Below are 22,787 nucleotides of genomic sequence, written 5' to 3' on the forward strand. Positions count from 1 at the left end.
AGGCCGCCTGCTTTCCCTCCCCCGGCAACGGGGGAGGGTTTTCGCGCATCAGGCGTGTTCGCGTGCCAACGCCTTCGCCCAGCCGGCCGCGCTCGGCGCCAGCAGGACGTGAAGGGCACCGGCGGGAGACCGGGTTACAGCGCGGACGCCGAGCTTAGCGAGGGCGGCTTCGTCGAGCCGGCCGGGCTCGGCGAGATCGATCAGCAGCCGGTTCGCGCGAACGACGAGGCGCTGAATGTTCGAGTCGCCGCCCAGCGCGGCAACTATGCTGGCGGATTCGTCGCGCGAGGCGGCAGCCGGGAGCGACTGGGCCGGCTCGGAACGGGGTTGGGGCGAGGCAATCGGCGCGGGTGCGGATACGCCGTCGCCGCTGCGCACGGCATCGCGGATCTCGCCGGCGACCTGGTCGGCGATCGGCCCGAGCACGACCTGGAGCGCGTTGCCGCCCGGGCGAACGATGCCCTTGGCGCCGAGCGCCCGCAGGCGAGGTTCGTCGATCTTCGCGGGATCGGCCAGTTCGAGCCGAAGCCGTGTCATGCAGGCATCGATCCGAACGAAATTGGCCGCGCCGCCAAGTGCACCGACGAAATTGCCGGCGCGGCTGGTGTCGCCGCCCTCGTTTGCGGTCTCCACCATCTCCTCCGTCTCGCGGCCGGGAGTCTTGAGGTCGAAGCGAACGATGCAGAAGCGGAAGATCGCATAGTAGATCGCGGAATAGGCAAGGCCGACCGGAATCAGCATCAGCGGCCGCGTCGACAGGCCGTAGCCGAGCACATAATCGAACAGGCCGGCCGAGAAGCCGAAGCCGAGCTTCACGCCCAGGGCGTTCATCAGCACGGCCGAAAGGCCGGTCAGCACCGCGTGCACGGCGTAGAGTGCCGGTGCAAGGAACATGAAGCTGAACTCGATCGGCTCGGTGATGCCGGTCAGGAAGGCGGTGAGCGCGAGCGAGAACAGCATGCCGCCGACCGCCTTACGGCGCTCCGGCCGCGCCGAGTGGTACATCGCCAGACAGGCGGCTGGGAGGCCGAACATCATCACCGGGAAATAGCCGGCCATGAACGCGCCGGCGGTCGGATCGCCGGCATAGAAGCGCTTCAGATCGCCGGTCACGCCGTTGTAATCGCCGATGATGAACCAGGCGAGATTGTTCAGAATGTGGTGCAACCCGGTGACGATCAGCAGCCGGTTGAGCGTGCCGTAGACGAACAGGCCGACGCTGCCCGCTTCGACCACCCAGCGGCTGAGCCCGTCGATGCCGCCGGCCAGCCAGGGGAAGCCGAGCCCGAACAGCAAGGCCCCGAACAGGCCTGCAAAGCCGGCGACGATCGGGACGAAGCGGCGCCCCGCGAAGAAGGCCAAATATTCGGGCAGGCTGATCGTCGCGAATCGATTGTAGAGCATGCCTCCGGCGATGCCGGAGAGAATGCCGGCCGGGATGCTGAGCTTCGCGAGCTGCGCGTTCTTGTAGGCGGCTGCAGCCATATCCTTGGCGGCCTGATCGGCAAAGGCGGCAACCGTCTCGGGCGGCACCTGAAGCAGGGCCTTGGCGCCTTCGGTGGTGACGAGGAAGGCGACGGCACCGGCAAGGCCGGCGGCGCCGTGATTTTCGCGGGCGAGGCCAACTGCGACTCCGATCGCGAAGAGCAGGCCGAGATGGGCGAAGATTGCCTCGCCGGCGCCGGCGACGAAGGCGATGTTGAGCAGATCGGGCTGGCCGAGGCGGAGCAGCATGCCCGCGGCCGGAAGCACTGCGATCGGCAGCATCAATGCGCGGCCGAGCGGCTGAAGGCGGTCGAGCCGGAAAGCGATCATGCCGAAGCTCCTGCAAGGCGAATGGTGGCGACCGGTTCGTCGGCGATGCGCCTGACGTCGGCGGTGGAGGTCTGGGCGAGGGCGCGCTCGGCGAGGGCGGTACATTCCGCCACGGTAATGCCGCGCAGGCGGGCCTTGATCGTCGGCACGTAGGCTGCGGTGACCGACAATTCGGTGAGGCCGAGCCCGACGAGCAGGCAGGCGCCAAGCGGATCGGAGGCGAGGCCGCCGCAGGCGCCGATCACGCGGCCGCGGCGTCGCGCCGCCTCTGCCGCGACCCCGATCAGGCGCAGCACCGCCGGGTGAAAGGCATCGACCTGGGCCGCGACCAGAGCGTTGGTGCGGTCCATCGCCAGCGTATACTGGGTAAGATCGTTGGTGCCGACCGAGAAGAAATCCGCTTCCGCGGCAAGCTGATCCACCAGCATCGCCGCCGCCGGGGTCTCTATCATGACGCCGAGCTCGAACGGCGCCGTCTCGCCGATCTCCGCGGCGACGGCGTGAGCCCGCTCCCGCACTTCGCGGAGCTCGTCGAGACCGCTCACCATCGGCACCATGATCCGGCAGCGGCCGGCGGGACGAACCCGCAAGATCGCGCGCAGCTGATCGTCGAGCAGGTCCGGGCGCCACAGGCTGGTACGCACGCCGCGCAGGCCCAGGGCCGGATTGTCCTCGTGCGGGATCGGCAGGAACGGGATCGGCTTGTCGCCGCCGACATCGAGCGTGCGAACGATCAGCGGCCGATCGCCGAGCGCATCGGCGATCGCCTGATAGACGGTGCGCTGCTCGTTCTCGCTTGGCGCAGCCTCGCGCTCGAGAAACAGGAATTCGGTACGCAGCAGGCCGCAGCCCTCGGCACCGACGGCGACCGCAGCAGCGGCTTCTTCGACCGAAGCGAGGTTCGCGAACAGTTCGATGCGGACACCGTCCGCGGTGCGGCAGTCCTGCTTGGCGGCGTCTTCGTCGCGGCGCCGTGTCTCGGCTGCGGCGGCGATGCGCGTTTCGGCAGCGGCGAGATCATCCGGCGTCGGATCGGCATCGATCCGTCCGGCCGCGGCGTCGAGGATGATCCGGGTGCCGTCGGGGATCCGGGCGAGACCATGACCGGCCGCTACCATGGTCGGCAGACCCGCCGCCGCGGCGAGCACCGCCACATGCGAGGTCGGTCCACCATCGGCCGTGCACAGACCGGCAATGCGGCCGGTCAGCGCGACGACGTCGGACGGAAGGATGCCTTCAGCCAGCACGATCGCATCAGCCGGAAAATCGGGCAGCGAAGCACGCTGCTCGCCGCCGATGACAGCGAGCACCTGCCTTTCGAGATCGAGCAGATCCTGAACTCGCTCCTGGAGAAGAGGATTGCCGGTCGCCTGCAGATCGGCGGCGACGCCCGCGAGTGCGCTACGCCAGGCAAAGCCGGCGCTTTCTCCCCGGGCGAGCCCCGCATGCGCGGCTTCGAGGATATCGTCGTCCTCGATCAGCTCGAGATGGGCGGTGGCGATTGCTGCTGCGGTCGCCTCGCGGCCGGCGCTCGCGGCGGCAAGATTCGCGCGCACCTCGGACAGGGCGGTATCGAGCGTACGGCGTTCCTCCGCCGCCCCCTTCCCCTCGCGCGCAACCTCCTGAACCGTCTTGCGAAGCTGCACGGCGGTTCCGATCACCAGACCTGGCACCGCGCAGACGCCGGAGATCCGGCCAGGCTCGGCGCCGGCAGAGGTGGCAGGGGCAGATGCCGGTTCCGAAGCCGCGCGCACCGGCGGCGAATGATCTTCGAGCGCGGGCAATTCGGTCTCGATCAGGGTCGCAAGCGCGCTCGCGGCGGCTTCGGCATCCGGGCCGGTTGCATGGATTTCGATCCGATCTCCCGCGCGGATGTCCAGGGCCATGACGGAGACAGGACTGCGCGCGCGCGCCTCGCCGTCTTTCGCGCGAAGCGTCACGTCGGCGTTGAAGGCCTTGGCGCCGGCCGCGATCCGCGCCGCGGGGCGGGCGTGGATGCCGTTAGGCAGGCTGACCAGCACGTCGCGCACGGCGCTCGAGCCCGCCTTCTCGGCGCCGTCACGGGCGCCCTCCTCGATCGCTTCGATCGTGCCGATGGGCGCGCCGGCCGCGACGAGACCTTGTGCCTCCACGGTGAAGCGGAACATCTCGCTGTTGGTGACGACGATCGGTGTCACCATGCTGCGGGCGTCCAACGCGATCGCGTCGATATCGAACGAGATCAACAGGTCGCCGGCGCGAACCTGTGCGTCCTTGCCGACGTGGGCGGTGAAGCCCTTGCCGCCGAGCCGTACCGTTTCCAGTCCGACGTGGATCAATACCTCGGCGCCGTTGGCGGCGCGCAGCGTCACGGCATGTCCCGTCTGGGCAATCAGCGTGATCGTGCCGTCGCACGGGGCGACGATCTCTCCGGCCAGCGGATCGATGGCCATGCCGTCACCCATCATGCGTCCGGCAAAGACCTCGTCCGGAACCTCGTCCAGGCCGGATGCCCAACCCTTCGCCGGTGCGAGCAGAACGACATTCCTCACGGGCGCCACCCCACGGCTGCCCGCATCAATCCAACACTGTTCGTCATGACGTTACCAATCGAAGACAATTCCGAGACGCGCTCAGTCTTCAATCTTTCTCCGTCAGCGTCAATCCTCCGTGTGCCTGCCGTGAATTGGTCTGCACTTGGTCTTGTTCCACGGCGCGTTCCTGACAGAGCCAGTGCACGTGTAAGGGCAGGCCCGGTGAATAATTCTACGCAGATGGGGGCGGCAAGGGACCCGCCGTGCCGGACCTTCGTCGGGCGAGCCAGAGGCTGCCGATCGCAACCGCAGCGATCCCGGCGATCCCGATTGCGGTGCTTGCCATATCACGGCGGCGGGGGTCGCGGAAACCGCCGTCCACCTGGCCGCTTTCGGCGGGAGGGACGAAAAGATTGCCCGCGCCGGCCTGCACAGGCTGGGAGCGGTCGAGGCCGTTCAGGATCGCCCGGCGGGTCGCGGCTGCGCCGAGATTGGGACCGAGCATCTGGGCGAGCTTCATCAGCCCGACGGGCGCACCGACACCGACGCTGTTACGCGGATGATCGGCGAGCTCGACCACGGCGCGAGCGACATGGCGGGGGTCCATGGCGCCCGAAACGCCGACCGCGCTTCCCAGGTAATTGCCGGAGTGACGAAAGGCGGGGGTGTCGACCAGGGTCGGATAGACGTCGCAAATGTGGATATGAGGATATTCGGTGAGCTCGCCGCGAAGCGCCTCCGACATGCCGCGCAGCCCGAACTTGCTGGCACTGTAGGCGACCGCCAACGGCGCCGGCACGAAGGCACCAACGGAAATCATGTTGACGAAAATGCCGCGCCGCTGGGCGACGAAGATCGGCAGCACGGCATGGGCGTCATTGAGATGCCCAATTAGATTGGCCTCGATCACGCGGCGGTGCGCTTCGATCGGCACATCCTGGAACCGCCCCACCGCGCCGATACCGACATTGCTGAACCATAGATCGATCTCACCCAGGAATGCCTGCGCGCGGGCTGCAAGGTGCGTGACCGCGGCCGGCTTGGTGACATCGGTGGGCACCACCATCACGTCGCCGCCGGCGGTGCGACAGCGGTCGGCCACGGCCTCCAGCGCTTCGGCATTGCGCGCGGAAAGCACCAGTCTGGCCCCGCCCGCCGCGAACGCCTCCGCGGTTGCGGCGCCGATGCCGCTTGAGGATCCGGTGATCACGATCCTCTTCGCCTCGCTCGGATCCATCTTTGACTCGCTCCATCTCCACGGACCTCTGGCCAACCGGCGCCAGCTGATCGGGTTCCGCTTGGTGCCTGCCGGTGCCGGGGCTATGGCCCTCGCAATGTCTGCCGCTTTGCGCACTTTCAAGATGCGGCTGCCCGCTCTGGCCCTGCTTCTGCTGGCATGCCCGGCGCGCGGGCAGGCCGAGCCGACGCAGCAGCAGATCGAGGCCGAATATTCGCCTGCTTTGGATGCTTGCCTGCGGTCTGGAGACGCGGCCAGGGGTGTCTCGGTGGCCATGGGGGCCTGCATGCGCGAGGAGCTTGCGCTGCAGGATTCACGATTGAACGCGGCTTACGCTGCGATCATGAAGAGCCTCGACAGGTCTGGACGGGCGGCTTTGCGTGCCGAGGAGCGCTCCTGGATCAAGCAGCGGGACGCCGCGTGCAACGACGTGGCCGTGGGCGGCACCATCGACCTCGTCGATATCCCGAACTGCCTTCTGGACGAGACGATCCGGCGGCGGATACTGCTCGAGGCGCGGGGCCGCTGAAGACGCGCCGGCCCAAACTCCGACCATCGCGGGCTAACCATATCGTAACCCTGTTTCGATAGCCGCGTGTCTCAGGAGGAGCTGGTGCGAGTGTCGATAGCAACACGAGTCTCGGTTGCCTGCGCGGCCGTGCTGCTTCTCTCCCTGCTTCTGCTGGGATCGGGGCTCGCCGTCGGCAACGGCATTCGCGACAGCAACGAGGGCATCGTCATTCTGGCCCGCGCGCTGCAGGTGCAGGATCGAAACGATCAGTCGCAGCGCGCGATCAGGCTTGACCTCGGCGAGGCAACGCGAATGGCGGAAAAGGGCGTTCCCGTCAGCCCCAGCCGCTGGAAGGCGCTGTCGCGCGCGCTCGACGAGTTCGAAGCCGCCTCGGCCGCGGATCCGAGCGCATCACCCCAATTTCCGTTTTCCGGCGTCACCGCCGCATCGGTGCGCACGCGCACCGCCTCGGCCCGCTTCGTTGCGGCAAGCCGGTCTCTCGTCGCCGCGGCACGACAGGACGGCAGCGCGGTGAAGAGCGCCATGCCCATGTTCCTGGCGTCCCTTAGGCAGCTGGAAACGGAACGAAGCCGCAGCCGTGAAGCACTGGTCGCTGAGATCGGCGGATCTGCCGAGCGTAATCGCACCGAGGCCTATCGCAGGATCATCTGGGTGCTCACGGGCGGCTTCTTCGCCGCAGCCATCATCTTCGCCATGACAGTCTGGCTGCGCGACCGGCTGCTTTGGCCGATCGTGTCGATCGCAGCGCGTCTGCGCGAGTTCAACAGCGGCGATGCCGGCGGCGCCATTCCCGGGCTCCATCGTCAGGACGAACTCGGCGAACTCGCCCGCGGGCTCGCCGAATATCGCGCCGCAGTGGAAAAGAGAGCGGTTGCGGAGCGCCGGGCCGATTTCCTTGCCCATCACGACGTGCTGACCGGCCTCGCCAACCGCCTGCTGTTCGACAATCGCCTTGCGCACGAACTCGCTCGAAGCCGGCGCACCGGCGACCAGATCGCGATCTTCGCAATCGATCTCGATGGCTTCAAAGGCATCAACGATCGCCACGGTCATGCCGGCGGCGACCAGGCGCTGAAGCGGGTCGCCAGCATGCTCTCGGGCTGCGTGCGCGGCGACGATCTGGTCGCACGGCTCGGCGGCGACGAGTTCGCCATCATCCAGGCGGCACCCGATCAGCCCGCGGCGGCGGCCGCCCTGATGAAGCGCCTGTTCGCGGCGAGCGCGGCGACAGCGCAGGAGGACATCGAGATCCGGATCAGCGTCGGCGTCGCAATCTCGGGCGATGCCCAGGATGGCGAGGAATTGCACAATCTCGCCGACCTCGCACTCTATCAGGCAAAGTCCGAGGGAAGGAATACCGGGCGCTTCTTCGATGCGGGGCTCAAGGAACGCGAGCGGCTGCGAATGCACCTTGCTCGCGATCTCGAGCATGCCGTCGCTGCCGGGCAGCTGCGCGTGGTCTTCCAGCCGATCGCCGACATCGGCACGCTCCAGCCGGTCGGCTATGAAGCCTTGCTGCGCTGGCGCCACCCCGATTTCGGCGAAGTGCCGCCGGACCAGTTCATTCCGATTGCCGAGAAGACGGGGCTGATCGAATCGATCGGCTTATGGGTTGCCGACGAGGCGTTCGCCGCCGCGGCGGCGTGGGATCCGGCCATTTCGCTGTCGCTCAACCTCTCGCCGGTGCAGTTTCGCAAGGCCGGCACGGCCGCGGATCTCATTGCTTGCGCCCGAAAGCATGAACTGGCCGTGGATCGCCTGGAATTCGAGGTTACGGAAAGTGCGACCCTGCTAGGCAGCCACCGTGACGAGGTGCTGCGCGGCCTTGCCTTGCTGCAGGCGAGCGGTGCCCGCATCGTCATGGACGATTTCGGCACCGGTCATTCGTCGCTCAGCAATCTCAAGGAATTTCCGTTCGACAAGCTCAAGATCGATCGGAGCTTCGTCGCTGCGATGCGCGACGACAAATCCTCCGCCTCGATCGTCAAGGCGACGATCGGGCTCGGCAAGAGCCTCGGCGTCACCATCGTCGCGGAAGGGGTTGAAACGGAGCTGCAGCTCCGAGACCTTCGGCGCTGGGGCTGTCACCAGGTGCAGGGCTATCTGATCGGGCGACCGTCCCGCGCCATCCTCGACGTCGTGCCTCCGGCTACGGCCGAGCACGCCGGCGCCTCGGGACAGCTGGCCGGCTGACGGAACGCAGGGGGTCGGCGGCGGGTCAATGATGTCCCGGCGCATATTTGAACTGCAGCGCCTTGTACCAGTCGAGATCGTGCGGCGGCGGCGCGGCACCCGCAGGCAGCGGCCGCTTCGATATGCTCTGGAAATAGGCGACGCTGGCATCGCGCCACCATTGCGCTTCCTTGTGCTGGATGCCGAGGAAGGCGGTGACGTCGGCGAAGCGGCGCGGATCGACGAACGGCTCCAATCTGTTCCAGGTGGCGCGCATCTGGCCGACCGCGTCGACACCGCGGCCGTAGCGCAGCACGAGCTCGTCCCAAAGCGGACGGCCGGATTTCATCCGCCAGTCCCAGGGCAGATGATGGAACCAGAGCAGATAGTCTTCTGAGATGCTTTTCGGGTCGGCGAAGCTGCGTGCCACGTTCGGCGCATATTGGCCGATCGCATTGCTGCCGCTGCCGGTGCGATCGAAGCCGATGCCGCTCGCATCGGCACGATGATAATAAGTGGGGTTCCAGTCGGGCCGCGCGAGATCGCCGACCCAGGGCCCGGGCCCGTAATGGTGACCCGTCGCCATCAGATGGTGGAGGCCGAGCGGGGTCATGTAGTCGACCACGGCCTGGTGCGAGGCCATCATCATCCCGACTGCCGGACGCACGAAGGCGGGATCGGTCGAGAAGGTCATCCGCGCCCATTCCTCGGCGATGTCGCGCGATGATGATTCCGGGTCCCAGGCCAGACGGCCGAAGGCATACCAGTTCGCCTGATCGAAGTGAGAGCCCGTCCAGTTGCGGTCGTCGCCGATATTGGCGACCCCGGCCATGCCCGTGATCGAATAAGGCTGGATCGATCCGTCGATCACCTTGGCGACGGACGATTCCTTGCCCCTGGCATGGGTATCCGCCGCCAGCACTTCCTCCCACGCGGAGCCGAGGTAGGCGAGGTGGGTGGCGAAGCCGAGATATTCTTTGGTGATCTGGAATTCCATCATCAGCGGCGTTTTCGGCATCGCTCCGAACAGGGGATGGAATGGCTCGCGAGGCTGGAAGTCGATCGCGCCGTTCTTCACCTGGACGACGACATTGTCGCGGAACTTGCCGTCGAGAGGCTTGAACTCGGAATAGGCCTGCTTGGCCCGATCCTCGACATTCTCGGCGGCGTAGACGAAGGCACGCCACATCACGATGCCGCCATGAGGCTTCACCGCGTCGGCGAGCATGTTTGCGCCGTCTGCATGGTTGCGCTTGTAATCCTGGGGCCCGGGCTGGCCTTCCGAATTGGCCTTGACCAGGAAGCCGCCGAAATCCGGCACGGTGCGATAGATTTCGTCCGCCTTCGCCCTCCACCAGGCGCGAACCTTGGGATCGAGCGGGTCGGCGGTCTTGAGGCCGCCAATCTCCAGCGGGGCGCTGAAGCGGGCGGTGAGGTAGACGCGGATCCCGTAGGGCCTGAAGACGTCAGCCAGCGCCTTCACCTTCTCGAGATAGGCCGGAGTCAGGATATCGGCATTGGCGTTGACGTTGGTGAGGACGGTACCGTTGATCCCGATCGAAGCGTTGGCGCGGGCATAATCGGTGTAGCGCGGATCGCGATAATCGGGGAGCTTGTGCCAGTCCCAGAGCGAAAAGCCTGCGTAACCGCGTTCGACGGTGCGATCGAGATTGTCCCAATGATTGAGCATGCGCAGCTTGACCTTGGGTGCGTCGAGAATGTCCAGCCGCGTGATCGGGGCGGCGGTCTGAACCTGCTTCAAGAGACGGAACGCGCCGTAGAGCAGGCCGATCTCGGTGTTTGCGGCGATCACGGTGACATCGCGTCCGCGGATCCGGGCGGAGCGTATCGCATAGCCCTCCCGGCCGAGCTTTGCCGTCGGCAGATCGAGGCCCGCAAGTTTCGGAGACGTGGCAATGCCGAGCAAAATCGCACCATCGCGGCTGACCGAGCCCGACTGCACAGGCGGTCGGCCGAGCAAGCCCGTCAGGCCTCGCTCGAGCTCGGCCGCAGCGATCCGGAGAGTCGGCGTGTCGCCGTCGGTCACCAATTCGGTGCCCCAGCCGGCATAGGCCGGCTGCGCCGCGGCAGGAAGCGCCCGGTAGCGCAGCCACAGATCGTACCCGTCTTCCGCCGCCTGGGCGCCGGCAGCACCGGCAAGGCCGAATGCCAGCAACGTGGCAAGGATCAGGCGAAAAACAGGGCCCATCCGGAAACTCTCCTTTGCTCGGCCGCTTTTATCAGCGATCTCGGCCTCCGCGCGTTGACAAGATTGCCGCGACTCATTCATGTTACCGGTAACAGAAAAGGGGCCTCCGTGAAGAGGGGCAATGCGCGAACACCACATCGGAGAGGCGAATTGAAACGGACCCGGTTTGACACCGCGCCTGCTCGCACGAGCGTCTGCTGCTTGTCGCCGCACCTCTGCACCGGTGATCGCACGCTTACCTTTCCCGCAATAAAGGATTGATCCGTGTCGAAAATACGCTCCGCCCGAGTCATCGTCACCTGTCCGGGTCGCAACTTCGTGACCTTGAAGATCGAGACCGAGGACGGTGTCACCGGTGTTGGTGATGCGACCTTGAACGGGCGCGAACTCGCTGTCGCTTCGTATCTCTCCGATCACGTCATACCCTGCCTGATCGGCCGAGATGCGCACCGCATCGAAGATGTCTGGCAATATCTCTATCGCGGCGCCTACTGGCGGCGCGGTCCGGTGACCATGTCCGCGATTGCAGCGGTCGACATGGCGTTGTGGGACATCAAGGGGAAGGTTGCCGGTCTACCGCTCTACCAATTGCTGGGCGGCGCCAGCCGCGAGGGCGTCATGGTCTATGGACACGCCAACGGCGAGAGCATCGAGGATACGATCGCCGCGGCGCGCGACTACAAGACCCAGGGCTATAAGGCCATTCGGCTGCAATCCGGTGTTCCAGGCCTGCCGTCCACCTACGGCGTGTCCAAGGACAAATTGTTCTACGAACCAGCCGATGCCGATCTTCCGACCGAGAATATCTGGTCGACCGAGCGCTACATGCGGGTGGTGCCGGAGCTGTTCGCCGCCGCGCGGGACGCGCTCGGCTGGGATGTGCACCTGCTCCACGACGTCCATCACCGGCTCACCCCGATCGAAGCGGGCCGCCTCGGCAAGGACCTGGAACCGTACCGTCCCTTCTGGATGGAAGATGCGGTGGTCGCCGACAACCAGGACAGCTTCCGGCTTATCCGGCAGCATACGACCACGCCGCTCGCGGTCGGCGAGATCTTCAACACGGTCTGGGACGCGAAGCAGCTCATCCAGGAGCAATTGATCGACTATATCAGGGCTACGGTCGTCCATGCCGGCGGCATTACCCATCTGCGCCGGATCGCGTCCTTCGCCGACATGTACAACGTCCGCACCGGGTGCCATGGCGCCACCGATCTGTCGCCGGTCACCATGGCCGCGGCGCTTCACTTCGATCTCTCGGTGCCGAATTTCGGCATCCAGGAATATATGCGGCACACCGAGGAGACCGACGCCGTCTTCCCGCACGCTTACACGTTCGCCAACGGCAGCCTGCATCCCGGCGAGGCGCCCGGCCTCGGCGTCGACATCGACGAGGAGCGAGCCGCCCGTCATCCTTATAATCGGGCTTATCTGCCCGTGAATCGGCTCGAAGACGGGTCGATGTTCAATTGGTAAGGAATTCGTCCGTGATGAAATTCAGCCGTCGGGAAGGCGTCGCCTCCTTTTTGGCGCTTGCTGCCACTGCATGCGCGCCCGGCACGCTTGGGGGCGCGGGCGCGGGCTCCGGGCAGGGTGAGACGCTCAAGGACCTGGCGGCGCGCAGCGGCCGCCGCTTCGGATCAGAGCTGGCATTCGGCCGCCCCGGGGAGGACCGCGGCAGTTTCGCCAATCCTCTCTACGCCGAGATTCTCGAGCGGGAATGTGAGGTGCTGGTTCCGGAGAATGAGCTCAAATGGGCCTGGACGAGGCCGTCGGCGAGCACGTTCGATTTTCGCCAGTTCGATGCGATGGGCGACTATGCGACGGCCAAGGGTTTCGCCCTTCGCGGTCACACCCTGTTCTGGGCGCCGGAGAAATGGTTTCCCCAATGGCTGGTTGCCCATGATTTCGGCGCGCAGCCGATCAAGGCGGCCGAGACAATGCTCACCGAGCATGTCCGCACCGTCTGCCGCCGGTACGGGCCCAGGATCGGCTCCTACGATGTGGTCAACGAAGCCGTCGAGCCCGAAACCGGCGCGCTGCGCGACACCGTGATGACCCGGGCGATGGGCGGCGGCGAGCCCATGCTCGACCTGATGTTCCACACCGCCCGTAGCGAAGCGCCGCATGCACAGCTCGTCTACAACGATTACATGAGCTGGGAGCGCGGCACCGAGGACGAAACCCACATCGCCGGGGTCCTCAAGCTGCTCGAAGGCTTCAGGAAGCGCGGCACGCCGGTCGATGCGCTCGGTATCCAGTCGCACATTCGCCTGCTCAAGGATGCACCCGTGGCCGAGATCGTCCGCGAGTCCGAAGGCCCGTGGCGACGCTTCCTCGATGCGGTGGTCGCGATGGGCTACGATCTCGTGATCACCGAATTCGACGTCAACGACCGGGAGGCGCCCGACGACATTGCCATTCGTGATCGCATGGTCGCCGATTATGCGCGCGCCTATCTCGACATCATGCTGGGCTACGAGCAACTCGGCGACGTGCTCGCCTGGGGAATGGTCGACCGCTATAGTTGGCTGACAGGTTTCGACCCGCGCGCGGACAAGTCGATCAAGCGCGGCACGCCCTACGACGCGCAGTTCCGCGCGAAGCCGCTGCGCGAAGCGATCGCGGCCGCCTTCGCAACCGCTTCCAGCCGCCACGGCTGAGCGGCTTGTGGGCGGCTTGCCGCTCATGCTAGGCTACGGAGAAATCGGCAAAATTTGGAGATGACGATGCGCCGTTCGCTGGTCCTGCTTGCGCCGCTTGCACTCCTTGGCTGCACCGGCGAAACGACCGAGACGGCGTCTGCCGCCGAGACGTCGGCACTGGCGCCGGGCCAGCTACGCTGCATCGAAGCAAGCCGCATTGCCGGGCGTCGCGCGGAGAGCAACCGGGCGCTGATCTTCGAGCTCGACGATGGCCGGGTCTTCCGCAACGATCTGCCGCAGGCATGCCCGGGGGTGGAGCGCGCGTCGAACTTCGGAACTCTGGCGATCGATCCGATTGAGAACCGGATGTGCCAGGGCGATTTCGTCCGCATCTATGATCCGGCGGACCTGCCGGTCGGCGGGCTGAAGTCGGTGCCGCGCTGCCGGCTCGGTCCCTACACACAAGTCTTGCGCTAAGCTTGCGAGGCGAGGGGCTTTCTTGCAGGAACGATGACAGCGCTGTCCACACGGGATTGCGCCAATAACCACAACAGGGTTCAGGGGAGACTAAGGGATGAAGCTGAAGGTGGCGCTTGCCTTGCTGTGCTCGGCGGCGATGGTCGGGAGCGGTGCCGGCGCGCAGGATCTGAAGCTCAATGAAAAGGGCTATTTCGCGCGGCACGGGCTCAACGTGATGGTGTTCTCGGATTATTACCCGGAAGGCCACCAGACCGGAGTCACCATCGTTCAGCATGGTAGCCGGGTCGCCGCGAACGGAGACCTTCGGCTGGAGGCGTCGCCGGGTCAGTGGTCGCCGATACCGCTGGTCGGCGAGCGGATCGTCGATCCGAAAACGCAGACCATTTCGCAGGCCCTTACCTATCCGGATCCGTCGAAGAACGGGAAGGGCTTCAACCCGGTTTTCTACCCTGACCTTCAACTCGGCTACAAGGTTCGGGTGACGCCGCTTGAGGGCAACAGCGTCCGGATCAGCGTCGACCTCGATCGGCCGGTGCCCGCCGCATGGGTGGGCAAGGTCGGCTTCAATCTCGAGCTCTTCCCCACAGATTTGTTCGGCAAGAGCTATCTGATGGATGGTGAGAGCGGCATTTTCCCCCGCCAGCCGAACGGACCCGTGGTGCGCAGCGCCGGCGCAATCGTGCCGGTGCCGACGAACGTGCAGACGAACGGGCCGGTGCCGTCGCTGAACGGGCAGCCGCTCGCCGCGCCGCTCGCCACCGGGCGCAAGCTGGTGGTCGCGCCCGATCAGGATCTGCAGCGCCTCACCATCGAGAGTCGCAGCGGGACGCTCGAACTGATCGACGGTCGCCTCAACCACAACAACAGCTGGTTCATCGTTCGCGGCACCATCCCGGCCGGCGCCACCGTCAATGCGCTCGAGTGGGTGGTAACGCCCAATGTGGAGCCGGACTGGACCTACCGCCCGGTGATCCAGGTCAGCCAGGTCGGCTACGCCCCCGATCAATCGAAGCGGGCGGTGATCGAACTCGATCCCTCCGACCGCGACGTGAAGCGCGCCCGGTTGTTTCGCCTTACCGATGAGGGGCGCAAGGAGGTGGCGGCGGCGAATCCGGAACGATGGGGCGAATTCCTGCGCTACGATTACCGCGTCTTCGATTTTTCGAACGTGCGCGAACCGGGCATGTACGTCGTCGGCTATGGCGATCAGCTGTCGGAGCCGTTCAAGATCGGCAGCGACGTCTATGCTCGCCACGTGTGGCAGCCGACGCTCGAATATTTTCTGCCGATCCAGATGTGCCACATGCGGGTGAACGAGAAATATCGCGTCTGGCATGGTCTCGATCACCAGGACGACGCGCTGATGGCACCGACGGCGCTCAACCATTTCGATGGCTATCTGCAGGGTCCGTCGACTTTGGCCAAGTACAAGCCGGGCGACATCGTTCCAGGCCTCAATGCCGGCGGCTGGCATGATGCGGGGGACTTCGATCTCCGCGTCGAGAGCCAGATCGGAACCGTCTGGCTGCTGGCCAAGATGGTCGAGGAATTCGGCCTCGATTACGACACGACTACGATCGATCAGCAGAAGAGACTTGTCGAGATCCACGCACCCGACGGGCGCAACGACGCCGTCCAGCAGATCGAGCACGGCCTGCTGAGCGTGCTCGGCGGCTATCGAGCCTTGGGTCGGCTGTACCGTGGGATCATTGCGCCGAGCCTACGCCAATATGCGATGCTCGGCGATGCAGCGAACCACACCGACGGCGTGTTCAAGAGACCGGTCGATGGGCTCGGCCGCGACAACAATGGCACTTCGATCAAGGCCGACGATCGCTGGGTATTCACGGAGGACAATCCCGATCGCGAACTCTACGTTGCCGCCGGCCTGGCTGCGGCGGCAAGGGTGATCAAGGCGAGCAATCCCAAGCTCGCCGCCGAGGCGCTCGCCGCCTCGCGGGCGGTGACGAAGGCGGCGCTGCCGCGGGCGAAGAGCGTGGCGAACAAGGCGTTCGCTCTGTCCGAGCTGATCCAGTCGACGGGCGATCAGGCCTATGTCGTTCAATTGCTGGCGATGGAGAAGGACATCGTCGCCCATGTCGAGGAGGCCGCCTGGCGGCTCGCACCCGCGCTTCCGCTGATCAACGATGCCGGCTTCAAGCTTCGGCTCGGCGATGCCGTCGCTGCCTATCAAACGACCGTCAAGCAGAGCGCGCGAACCGATTCCCCCTATGGTGTGCCGTACAAGCCCGACATCTGGGGCGCGGGCTGGACCATTCAGGAGCGGGGGGTGCGTCAGTATTTCTTCGCCAAGGGCTGGCCGCAGGCAACCGATCGCGACAGCTGGCTGAATGCGCTCAACTTCGTGCTCGGCGTGCATCCGGGCGAGAACAACATGTCGTTCGCGTCCGGCGTCGGCGCCGAGTCGGCAACTGTCGCCTACGGCACCAACCGCGCCGAGTGGTCGTACATTCCCGGCGGCGTCATCTCGGGTACCGCGCTTATTCGCCCCGATCTGCCGGAGCTCAAGATCTGGCCCTATTTCTGGCAGCAGACCGAATATGTGATGGGCGGTGGAGAGACGAACTACATGTTCCTGGCACTGGCCGCCGACCGGCGCTTCGGGCGGGAGCAGGCGCGATGAAGGCAGCCTTGCTTGCCCTTGTCGCTCTCGGCGCGGCAGCACCTGCCGCTGCAGCGGCGGGCGTCACCATCAAGCCTTATGGCACGACGCGCGAGGGGCGGGACGTCTTCCAGATCATCCTTCGTAACGAGCGCGGCATGGAGGTGCGGCTGATCAATTATGGTGCGATCGTCACCGACGTGATCGTGCCCGATGCCCGCGGCCGCAAGGCAAATGTCGCGCTCGGCTTCGGCACTCTCGCCGAATACGAGACGAAGAATGGCAATTACGGCTTCGGTGCGGTCATGGGCCGCTATGCCGGCCGCATCGCCAATGCCCGCTTTTCGGTCGACGGCAAGCCGGTCACGCTCGCTGCCAATGACGGCCCGAATACGCTCCACGGCGGCCCCGGCGGGTTCGACACCAAGATCTGGGACGTGCGCCCGACCGGCAGCGGCGGCGATGCCGGCGCCGTTCTCCATTATGTGAGCCCGGCCGGCGAGCAGAATTTCCCCGGACGGCTGGACGTCACGGTCACCTACACGCTGACCAGGAAAAATGAGTTGCGGCTGGATTATCAGGCGAGGACGGACGCGCCGACCGCGCTCAACCTCACCAATCACAGCTATTTCAATCTTGCCGGTGCGGGCTCGGGGACGGTGCGCGATCATGTGCTCACCATTCCCGCCAACCGGATCCTCGAGACCAGTCCGGCGGGAATTCCGACAGGCGCCTATGTCGATGTTGCCGGCACCCCGTTCGATTTCCGCCGCGGTGCCGTGATCGGCACGATGATGGATCGGCCGCACCCGCAGCTCGAAGGGCGTCGCGGGATCAATCACAGCTGGGTGCTCGGCAATCGGGGACGACTTGCGCTCGCCGCAAGCCTCCGCGACCCGGCCTCGGGGCGTCGCCTCGACGTTCTCACCACCGAGCCGTCGCTGCTCGCCTACACGGCCGATTATTTCCCCGGCACGGACGCAGGCGCGCAAGGCGCGATCTACCGCAAGCATGACGCGATCGCGCTCGAGGCCCAGCATTTCCCGGACGCACCCAACCGTCCTGACTTCCCGTCGACGATCTTGCGGCCTGGCGAAACGTACCGGGCCACAACTGTCTTCCGCTTCTCCGCCGACAGACGTTAGGAGCGGTGATGTTGAAGAGGTTGCTGCTCGGGCTCTGCCTGGGCGTTCTCGCCGTACCGGCCGGTGCCGAAACTGCAGTCGAGCGCCATGGCGCGCTGCGCGTGGAGGGCAACCGGATCGTCGATGTCCATGGCGATCCGGTCGTGCTCCGCGGCATGTCCCTGTTCTGGAGCCAGTGGGGCGGCGAATTCTACAATCCGGGCGCCATCCGTTGGCTGCGCGACGATTGGAACGTGAACGTCGTCCGCGCCGCGATCGCCGTTCACCACGGCGGCTACATGGAGCATCCGGCGCGCGAGACCCGGAAGGCGGAGGCGGCGATCGATGCCGCGGTGGCGCTCGGCCTCTACGTGATTGTCGATTGGCATGCGCATCAGCCGGAGCCCGAGGCCGCGTCACGCTTCTTCGCACATATCGCCCGCAAATACGGCCATCTGCCGAACGTCATCTACGAAACCTGGAACGAGCCGCTGCGCGAGCATGATTGGTCGAAGGTGATCAAGCCTTATCATCTTGCCGTCATCCCCAAGATCAGGGCGATCGATCCCGACAATCTGATCGTCGCCGGAACCCAGACCTGGTCGCAGGACGTGGACAAGGCCGCGGCGGATCCGCTGCCTTTCTCCAATCTCGCCTACACGCTGCATTTCTACGCCGGAAGCCACCGCCAGGATCTCCGCGACAAGGCGTCCGCGGCGCTGGCGAAGGGTGCGGCCCTGTTCGTCACCGAATGGGGATCGACGAATGCCGACGGCGACGGTCCGGTCGATGTCGACGAGACCGGGCGCTGGTGGGCTTTTCTCGAGACGAATCGTTTGAGCTATCTCAACTGGTCGGTGTCGACCAAGAAAGAGAGTTCGGCGGCTTTGCGTCCGGGTGCCGGTCCGCGCGGGCACTGGCACGCGGATCAGATCTCTGCCTCCGGTCGCCTCGTGCGGACCCAGTTGCGGGCGTTGAACCCGCCTGTTGCGCCCTCGGGAAGGCGCGGCGAAAGTCGCCGCTGATCGCAAATTCGACCGTTCGATGCGGTCTGCTCTTGTTTAAAGAAAACATTTTTACCATTGCCGGGTGAAGGCCCGCTCAACCTGCGAAGGACGACCAGATGCCCTACGTTGCCGATGACGATCGCTATGCCGGTGCGATGACTTACCGCCGCTGCGGGCGAAGCGGGCTGGATCTCCCGGCGATTTCGCTCGGGCTCTGGCAGAATTTCGGCGGTGCCGACGTCTTCGAGACCGGGCGGGCGGTGCTTCGCCGGGCGTTCGATCTCGGGGTCACCCATTTCGATCTGGCCAACAATTACGGCCCGCCCTACGGCTCGGCCGAGCAAAATTTCGGCCGAGTGATGGAAGCCGATTTCCGCCCCTACCGTGATGAGATGATCATCTCGACCAAGGCCGGCTACGACATGTGGGCGGGTCCCTACGGCAATGGCGGCAGCCGCAAATATCTTCTGGCCAGCCTCGATCAAAGTCTGAAGCGGATGGCGCTCGATTATGTCGACATCTTCTATTCGCACCGGGTCGATCCGACGACCCCTCTCGAAGAGACGATGGGCGCGCTGATCACCGCCTATCGGCAGGGCAAGGCCCTTTATGTCGGCATCTCCTCTTACTCGCCCGAACTGACCCGGGAGGCGCAGGCGATCCTCAAGGCCGAAGGCGTGCCGCTGCTGATCCATCAGCCTTCTTATTCCATGCTCAACCGCTGGGTCGAGAACGGCCTGCTCGGCACGCTCGAGGAGCTGGGTGTCGGCTGCATCGCTTTCTCGCCGCTGGCCCAGGGCATGCTGACCAACAAATATCTCGGCGGCGTTCCGGAGGATGCCCGTGCGGCGAAGGGCGGTTCGCTTTCATCCAAGTGGCTCACCGACGACAATTTGCAGCGGATCCGTGCGCTCAACGACATTGCCGCGCGCCGCGGCCAGAGCCTTGCCCAGATGGCGATCGCCTGGGTGCTGCGGGATCCGCGCATCACCTCGGCCCTGATCGGCGCGCGCAACGTCGCGCAGCTGGAGGATTCGTTGGCGGCGCTGAACAGGCTCGATTTCTCGAGCGACGACGTCGCCGAGATCGATCGTTACGCGGAAGAGGGGGGCATCGATATCTGGAAGCAATCCTCCACCGTCAAACCGGAGGAGATCGCCTGACCCGCGGGGGATGGCGAGAATAGACAATGAGGGGGCAGGGACTTTGAGGCGTTTCGCCGGTATCGAACTGGGCGGCACCAAGATCGTGTGCACGCTCGCAACTTCCGCGGACCAGGTGCTCGATCGGCAGACGGTGCCGACCACGGCGCCCGAGGAAACTCTTGCGGCGATCGAGGCGATCCTTGCCGGCTGGTGGGCACAGGCGCCCTTCGCGGCGCTCGGCATCGCGAGCTTCGGCCCGGTCGATCTCGATCCGGGCTCACCGACCTGGGGCTACATCACCTCGACTCCGAAGCCCGGCTGGCAGATGATCGACATCGCGCCGCGGCTCGCCAGGCCCTATCGCGTGCCGACGGCCTTCGATACCGATGTCAACGGTGCTGCGCTTGCGGAGCTCAGCTGGGGCGCTGGGCAGGGTGTGCAGGACTTCGCCTATATCACGGTCGGCACCGGCGTCGGCGTCGGCCTGATCGTCAACGGCAAGCCGACCCGCGGCTTCCAGCATTGCGAGCTCGGACACGTCCGAGTGACCCGTCTGCCCGGCGACGATTGGGAAGGGGCCTGTCCCTATCACGGCCCGTGCGTCGAAGGTCTGGTGGCCGGCGGATCGATCAAGAAGCGCCTCGGCCTCGACGACGCATCCGGCCTGCCGTCCGATCATGCTGTCTGGGACACGGTGGCGCACACGCTCGCCCAATTGTGCCACACCATCGTCTGCGCCGCTGCGCCCAAGCGGATCGTGATCGGCGGAGGCGTCGTCTCGGGACAGAAGCATCTGCTGCCGCGGATCGAGCCGCTGCTCCGCGACAGCATCGCCGGCTATATGAGCATCCCGGACGGCGCACCCTACGTCACCGCCCCGGGGCTCGGCGACGATGCCGGCCCGCTCGGTCCGATTGCAATGGCGATGGGGATTGCGGCCGAGGACAGATCGTAATTCCTCTCCCGTCAGGGGAGAGGAATTAGGCAAGGTGCGGAGCTCAACGTCCCGCGGCTGCCACCAGCAGCTTGGTACCGTCGACGGCGGACACCGCTTCGCCCGCAGGCACCAGCAGGCAGTCCCCTGGGCGTCCCGCTTCACCGCCCACCATAACTTCGCCTTCGAGCGGCAACACCCAGCGTTCGGCGTCGGCCAGGGCGCTGACGTCGCCCGATGCCTCGACATATTCGAGCCGGAAGTGCGGCCCCGGCACCAAAGTTCGCGATGCGCCCGGGGCAACGTTGGTCATCTGCTCGGGCGGGTAGGGAACGCCCTGAGCGACCGCGAGGCCGTCTTCGAGGTGCAGTTCGCGCGGGCGGCCGTAATCGTAGAGGCGATAGGTGATGTCGCTCTGCTGCTGCACTTCGATCAGCGCGATCCCGGAGCCGATCGCGTGGACCGTGCCGGCCGGAACGTAGAAGAAGTCGCCGGCCTTGACCGGCTTCCAGTCCATCAGATGCTCGATCGAGCCGTCGAGCGCCGCGGCGCGCAAAGTCTCGGCGTCGGCCGCTTCGCGCAGGCCGAGAGCGATAGTCGAGTCCGGCTCGGCCGCGACCACGTACCAGCATTCGGTCTTGCCGTTCGCCTCGCCCTTGGCCTGGGCCTGCGCATCGTTGGGATGAACCTGGACCGACAGCCGCTCGCTGGTGAAGATGTACTTGACCAGCAGCGGCAGCCGACGGCCGCTCGCCTCCTCGAACCAGATCTCGCCGATCTGACGCCCGTCGGCCTGCGCGGCGAATTGCGGCGGCAGATCGCTCTTTCCCCAGGGTTTCTCGACGGCATGGGCACTGAGCTTCATCATCTGTCCTTCTGACGCTTGCGGGATGACAGCCCTGTCATCTACCAACGGCGCCTCATAGAGCGGGGCCGCGTCCGCGGCCAGTAGAGGGAATGCGCATGGAAGACAGGCAAAAAGGCGGGATGCTGGCAGCGTTCATCACGGTGACGACGCTGTTCTTCGCCTGGGGTTTCATCACGTCGATGATCGACCCGTTGGTCGCCTCGGTGAAGGGCATTTTCGACCTGACCGATCTTCAGGCGCAGTTGAGTGCCTCGGCCTTCTTCATCGCTTACGGCATCGTCTCGCTGCCCGCAGCCGCTCTGCTCTCGCGGCTGCATTCGGCCAAGACGATCATCCTCGCTCTGATCCTGATGGTCGCGGGTTGCCTCACCATGCTGTTCGCCGCCAACCTCGCCGTCTACACGCTGGTGCTGGTCGGCCTGTTCATCCTCGCCAGCGGCATCACCATCCTGCAGGTCGCCGCCAATCCGCTCGCGGCGGCGCTCGGCGATCCGAGATACAGCCACCTCCGCCTGACCCTCAGCCAGGCCTTCAATTCCTTCGGCACCTTCCTCGGCCCGATCCTCGGCGCGCACCTCTTCCTCGCCGGCATCGAGGTGAAGGAAGGCTCCGCAGTCACCGAGGCAGCGCGCGCCAACGCGCTCGCCGGCATCGATGCGGCCTATTTCTGGATCTCGGGCCTGATCGCCGCGCTTGCCCTGTTCTTCTTCTTCGCGCGGAAGGTCGTCACTGCGGCTGCACCCGTGCCCTCTGACGAGGTCGCCCGCCGCGGCATCGGTGCGATCCTCGCCGACGCCTTGTCCTCACGCTGGGCCGTGCTCGGCGGCGCCGCGATCTTTCTCTATGTCGGCGCGGAAGTCGCGATCGGCACCCAGATGGCGCTGTTCCTCAACTCGGACGCGATCTGGGGCAATTCGGACAGCCCGTTCGGCGTGCCTCTGGTCGGCGCGCTGATGGGCAGCGACGGCGTTCCGGGCGTCTCGCTGCAGGAAGCCGGCAAGGCGGTGGCGCTCTATTGGGGCGGCGCCATGGTCGGCCGCCTGGTCGGGTCCGCCCTGCTTGCCCGCATGCGCGCCGGCCTCTTGCTGGCGATCTTCACCGCGATCGCGGCGGCCATGTGCCTTTATGTCGCTTTCGTCGGCGGGGTCGAGGCGGGCTATGTCGCGCTCTCGATCGGTCTGTTCAACTCGATCATGTTCCCGGTGATCTTCACGCTTACCCTGGAGCGATCGACGGCCAGCGAGGAAGCGACTTCGGGCTTCCTGTGCATGGCGATCGTCGGCGGCGCCGCAATCCCGCCCTTGGTCGGACTGGTTTCCGGCTCCACCGGCTATGCGCTCGCCCTGGTCGTCCCGGCCGCCTGCTACCTCCTCCTCTGCTTGTTCGCGCTCTCGGCCGACCGAGTGAAGGTCGCGGCGGGTGCGGGCGCGCCGGCGCGGGCGACGCATTGATCTTCCACCCTCCTGCGCGGGCGAGAGGGTGA

16 protein-coding genes are annotated in these 22,787 nt (G+C 65.8%); 11 read left to right on the forward strand and 5 right to left on the reverse strand.

Going from position 1 to position 22,787, the window contains the following annotated elements:
• Positions 1-48: 48 nt before the first annotated feature.
• The 3 genes from nagE to ETR14_RS16115 form a co-directional block, all read right to left on the reverse strand.
• Positions 49-1,815: an N-acetylglucosamine-specific PTS transporter subunit IIBC gene (gene nagE / locus ETR14_RS16105; RefSeq protein ID WP_371416680.1), complete on the reverse strand. Its 1,767-nt coding sequence runs from the start codon at positions 1,813-1,815 to the stop codon at positions 49-51.
• On the reverse strand, positions 1,812-4,346 hold the full coding sequence (gene ptsP, locus ETR14_RS16110) for a phosphoenolpyruvate--protein phosphotransferase (protein WP_129386198.1): 2,535 nt from the start codon (positions 4,344-4,346) through the stop codon (positions 1,812-1,814). Before ptsP ends, nagE begins: the two co-directional genes overlap by 4 nt.
• A 214-nt stretch (positions 4,347-4,560) precedes the next feature.
• Positions 4,561-5,565, reverse strand: a complete 1,005-nt coding sequence (locus tag ETR14_RS16115; protein WP_129386200.1) for an SDR family oxidoreductase — start codon at positions 5,563-5,565, stop codon at positions 4,561-4,563.
• Here ETR14_RS16115 and ETR14_RS16120 point away from each other — a divergent pair.
• Entirely contained in the window at positions 5,531-6,094 is a 564-nt protein-coding gene (locus ETR14_RS16120) for a lysozyme inhibitor LprI family protein (protein ID WP_165356477.1), read from the forward strand. The genes ETR14_RS16115 and ETR14_RS16120 overlap by 35 nt on opposite strands.
• A 90-nt stretch (positions 6,095-6,184) precedes the next feature.
• Positions 6,185-8,290, forward strand: a complete 2,106-nt coding sequence (locus tag ETR14_RS16125) for a bifunctional diguanylate cyclase/phosphodiesterase (RefSeq protein WP_129386204.1) — start codon at positions 6,185-6,187, stop codon at positions 8,288-8,290.
• Between the two features lie 25 nt (positions 8,291-8,315).
• On the opposite strand, the gene ETR14_RS16130 is transcribed toward ETR14_RS16125, so the two are convergent.
• On the reverse strand, positions 8,316-10,478 hold the full coding sequence (locus ETR14_RS16130; RefSeq protein WP_129386206.1) for an alpha-glucuronidase family glycosyl hydrolase: 2,163 nt from the start codon (positions 10,476-10,478) through the stop codon (positions 8,316-8,318).
• A gap of 264 nt (positions 10,479-10,742) precedes the next feature.
• Here ETR14_RS16130 and manD point away from each other — a divergent pair, with 264 nt between their 5' ends.
• The 8 genes from manD (at position 10,743) to ETR14_RS16170 (ending at position 20,457) form a co-directional block, all read left to right on the forward strand.
• Positions 10,743-11,954 carry a D-mannonate dehydratase ManD gene (gene manD, locus ETR14_RS16135; RefSeq protein ID WP_129386208.1) on the forward strand — a complete coding sequence of 404 codons (1,212 nt, stop codon included), beginning with the start codon at positions 10,743-10,745 and terminating at the stop codon, positions 11,952-11,954.
• Positions 11,955-11,968: 14 nt separating this feature from the next.
• Entirely contained in the window at positions 11,969-13,141 is a 1,173-nt protein-coding gene (locus ETR14_RS16140; RefSeq protein WP_129386210.1) for an endo-1,4-beta-xylanase, read from the forward strand.
• 60 nt (positions 13,142-13,201) lie between these two features.
• Positions 13,202-13,600: a hypothetical protein gene (locus tag ETR14_RS16145; protein WP_129386212.1), complete on the forward strand. Its 399-nt coding sequence runs from the start codon at positions 13,202-13,204 to the stop codon at positions 13,598-13,600.
• Positions 13,601-13,697: 97 nt separating this feature from the next.
• A complete protein-coding gene (locus ETR14_RS16150; protein ID WP_129386214.1) occupies positions 13,698-16,247 on the forward strand; it encodes a cellulase N-terminal Ig-like domain-containing protein in 2,550 nt (849 codons plus the stop codon).
• Positions 16,244-17,371: an aldose epimerase family protein gene (locus ETR14_RS16155; RefSeq protein ID WP_129386216.1), complete on the forward strand. Its 1,128-nt coding sequence runs from the start codon at positions 16,244-16,246 to the stop codon at positions 17,369-17,371. Before ETR14_RS16150 ends, ETR14_RS16155 begins: the two co-directional genes overlap by 4 nt.
• Positions 17,372-17,379: 8 nt before the next feature.
• Positions 17,380-18,375, forward strand: a complete 996-nt coding sequence (locus tag ETR14_RS16160; RefSeq protein WP_206185847.1) for a glycoside hydrolase family 5 protein — start codon at positions 17,380-17,382, stop codon at positions 18,373-18,375.
• A 98-nt stretch (positions 18,376-18,473) separates the two neighbouring features.
• Positions 18,474-19,520, forward strand: coding sequence for an L-glyceraldehyde 3-phosphate reductase (gene mgrA / locus ETR14_RS16165; protein WP_129386220.1), 1,047 nt, complete (start codon positions 18,474-18,476; stop codon positions 19,518-19,520).
• A gap of 43 nt (positions 19,521-19,563) precedes the next feature.
• Positions 19,564-20,457, forward strand: a complete 894-nt coding sequence (locus tag ETR14_RS16170) for an ROK family protein (RefSeq protein WP_243455547.1) — start codon at positions 19,564-19,566, stop codon at positions 20,455-20,457.
• Between the two features lie 43 nt (positions 20,458-20,500).
• Here the strand turns inward: ETR14_RS16170 and ETR14_RS16175 are convergent, their stop codons facing one another.
• Positions 20,501-21,304, reverse strand: coding sequence for a class I mannose-6-phosphate isomerase (locus ETR14_RS16175; protein WP_129386224.1), 804 nt, complete (start codon positions 21,302-21,304; stop codon positions 20,501-20,503).
• Positions 21,305-21,399: 95 nt separating this feature from the next.
• Here ETR14_RS16175 and ETR14_RS16180 point away from each other — a divergent pair, with 95 nt between their 5' ends.
• Positions 21,400-22,755 carry an MFS transporter gene (locus ETR14_RS16180; protein WP_206185848.1) on the forward strand — a complete coding sequence of 452 codons (1,356 nt, stop codon included), beginning with the start codon at positions 21,400-21,402 and terminating at the stop codon, positions 22,753-22,755.
• The last annotated feature ends 32 nt before the right edge of the window (positions 22,756-22,787 follow it).

The organism is Sphingosinicella sp. BN140058 (genome assembly GCF_004135585.1).
Taxonomy (GTDB): Bacteria; Pseudomonadota; Alphaproteobacteria; order Sphingomonadales; family Sphingomonadaceae; genus Allosphingosinicella.

Excerpts from the sequence above, each read along its gene's own strand:
- ETR14_RS16140 (WP_129386210.1), top strand. The coding sequence starts at position 11,969 with ATGAAATTCAGCCGTCGGGAAGGCGTCGCCTCCTTTTTGGCGCTTGCT.
- ETR14_RS16160 (WP_206185847.1), top strand. The coding sequence starts at position 17,380 with ATGTTGAAGAGGTTGCTGCTCGGGCTCTGCCTGGGCGTTCTCGCCGTA.
- ETR14_RS16150 (WP_129386214.1), top strand. The coding sequence starts at position 13,698 with ATGAAGCTGAAGGTGGCGCTTGCCTTGCTGTGCTCGGCGGCGATGGTC.
- nagE (WP_371416680.1), bottom strand. The coding sequence starts at position 1,815 with ATGATCGCTTTCCGGCTCGACCGCCTTCAGCCGCTCGGCCGCGCATTG.
- mgrA (WP_129386220.1), top strand. The coding sequence starts at position 18,474 with ATGCCCTACGTTGCCGATGACGATCGCTATGCCGGTGCGATGACTTAC.
- ETR14_RS16175 (WP_129386224.1), bottom strand. The coding sequence starts at position 21,304 with ATGATGAAGCTCAGTGCCCATGCCGTCGAGAAACCCTGGGGAAAGAGC.
- ETR14_RS16115 (WP_129386200.1), bottom strand. The coding sequence starts at position 5,565 with ATGGATCCGAGCGAGGCGAAGAGGATCGTGATCACCGGATCCTCAAGC.
- ETR14_RS16130 (WP_129386206.1), bottom strand. The coding sequence starts at position 10,478 with ATGGGCCCTGTTTTTCGCCTGATCCTTGCCACGTTGCTGGCATTCGGC.
- ETR14_RS16145 (WP_129386212.1), top strand. The coding sequence starts at position 13,202 with ATGACGATGCGCCGTTCGCTGGTCCTGCTTGCGCCGCTTGCACTCCTT.
- ETR14_RS16155 (WP_129386216.1), top strand. The coding sequence starts at position 16,244 with ATGAAGGCAGCCTTGCTTGCCCTTGTCGCTCTCGGCGCGGCAGCACCT.
- ETR14_RS16180 (WP_206185848.1), top strand. The coding sequence starts at position 21,400 with ATGGAAGACAGGCAAAAAGGCGGGATGCTGGCAGCGTTCATCACGGTG.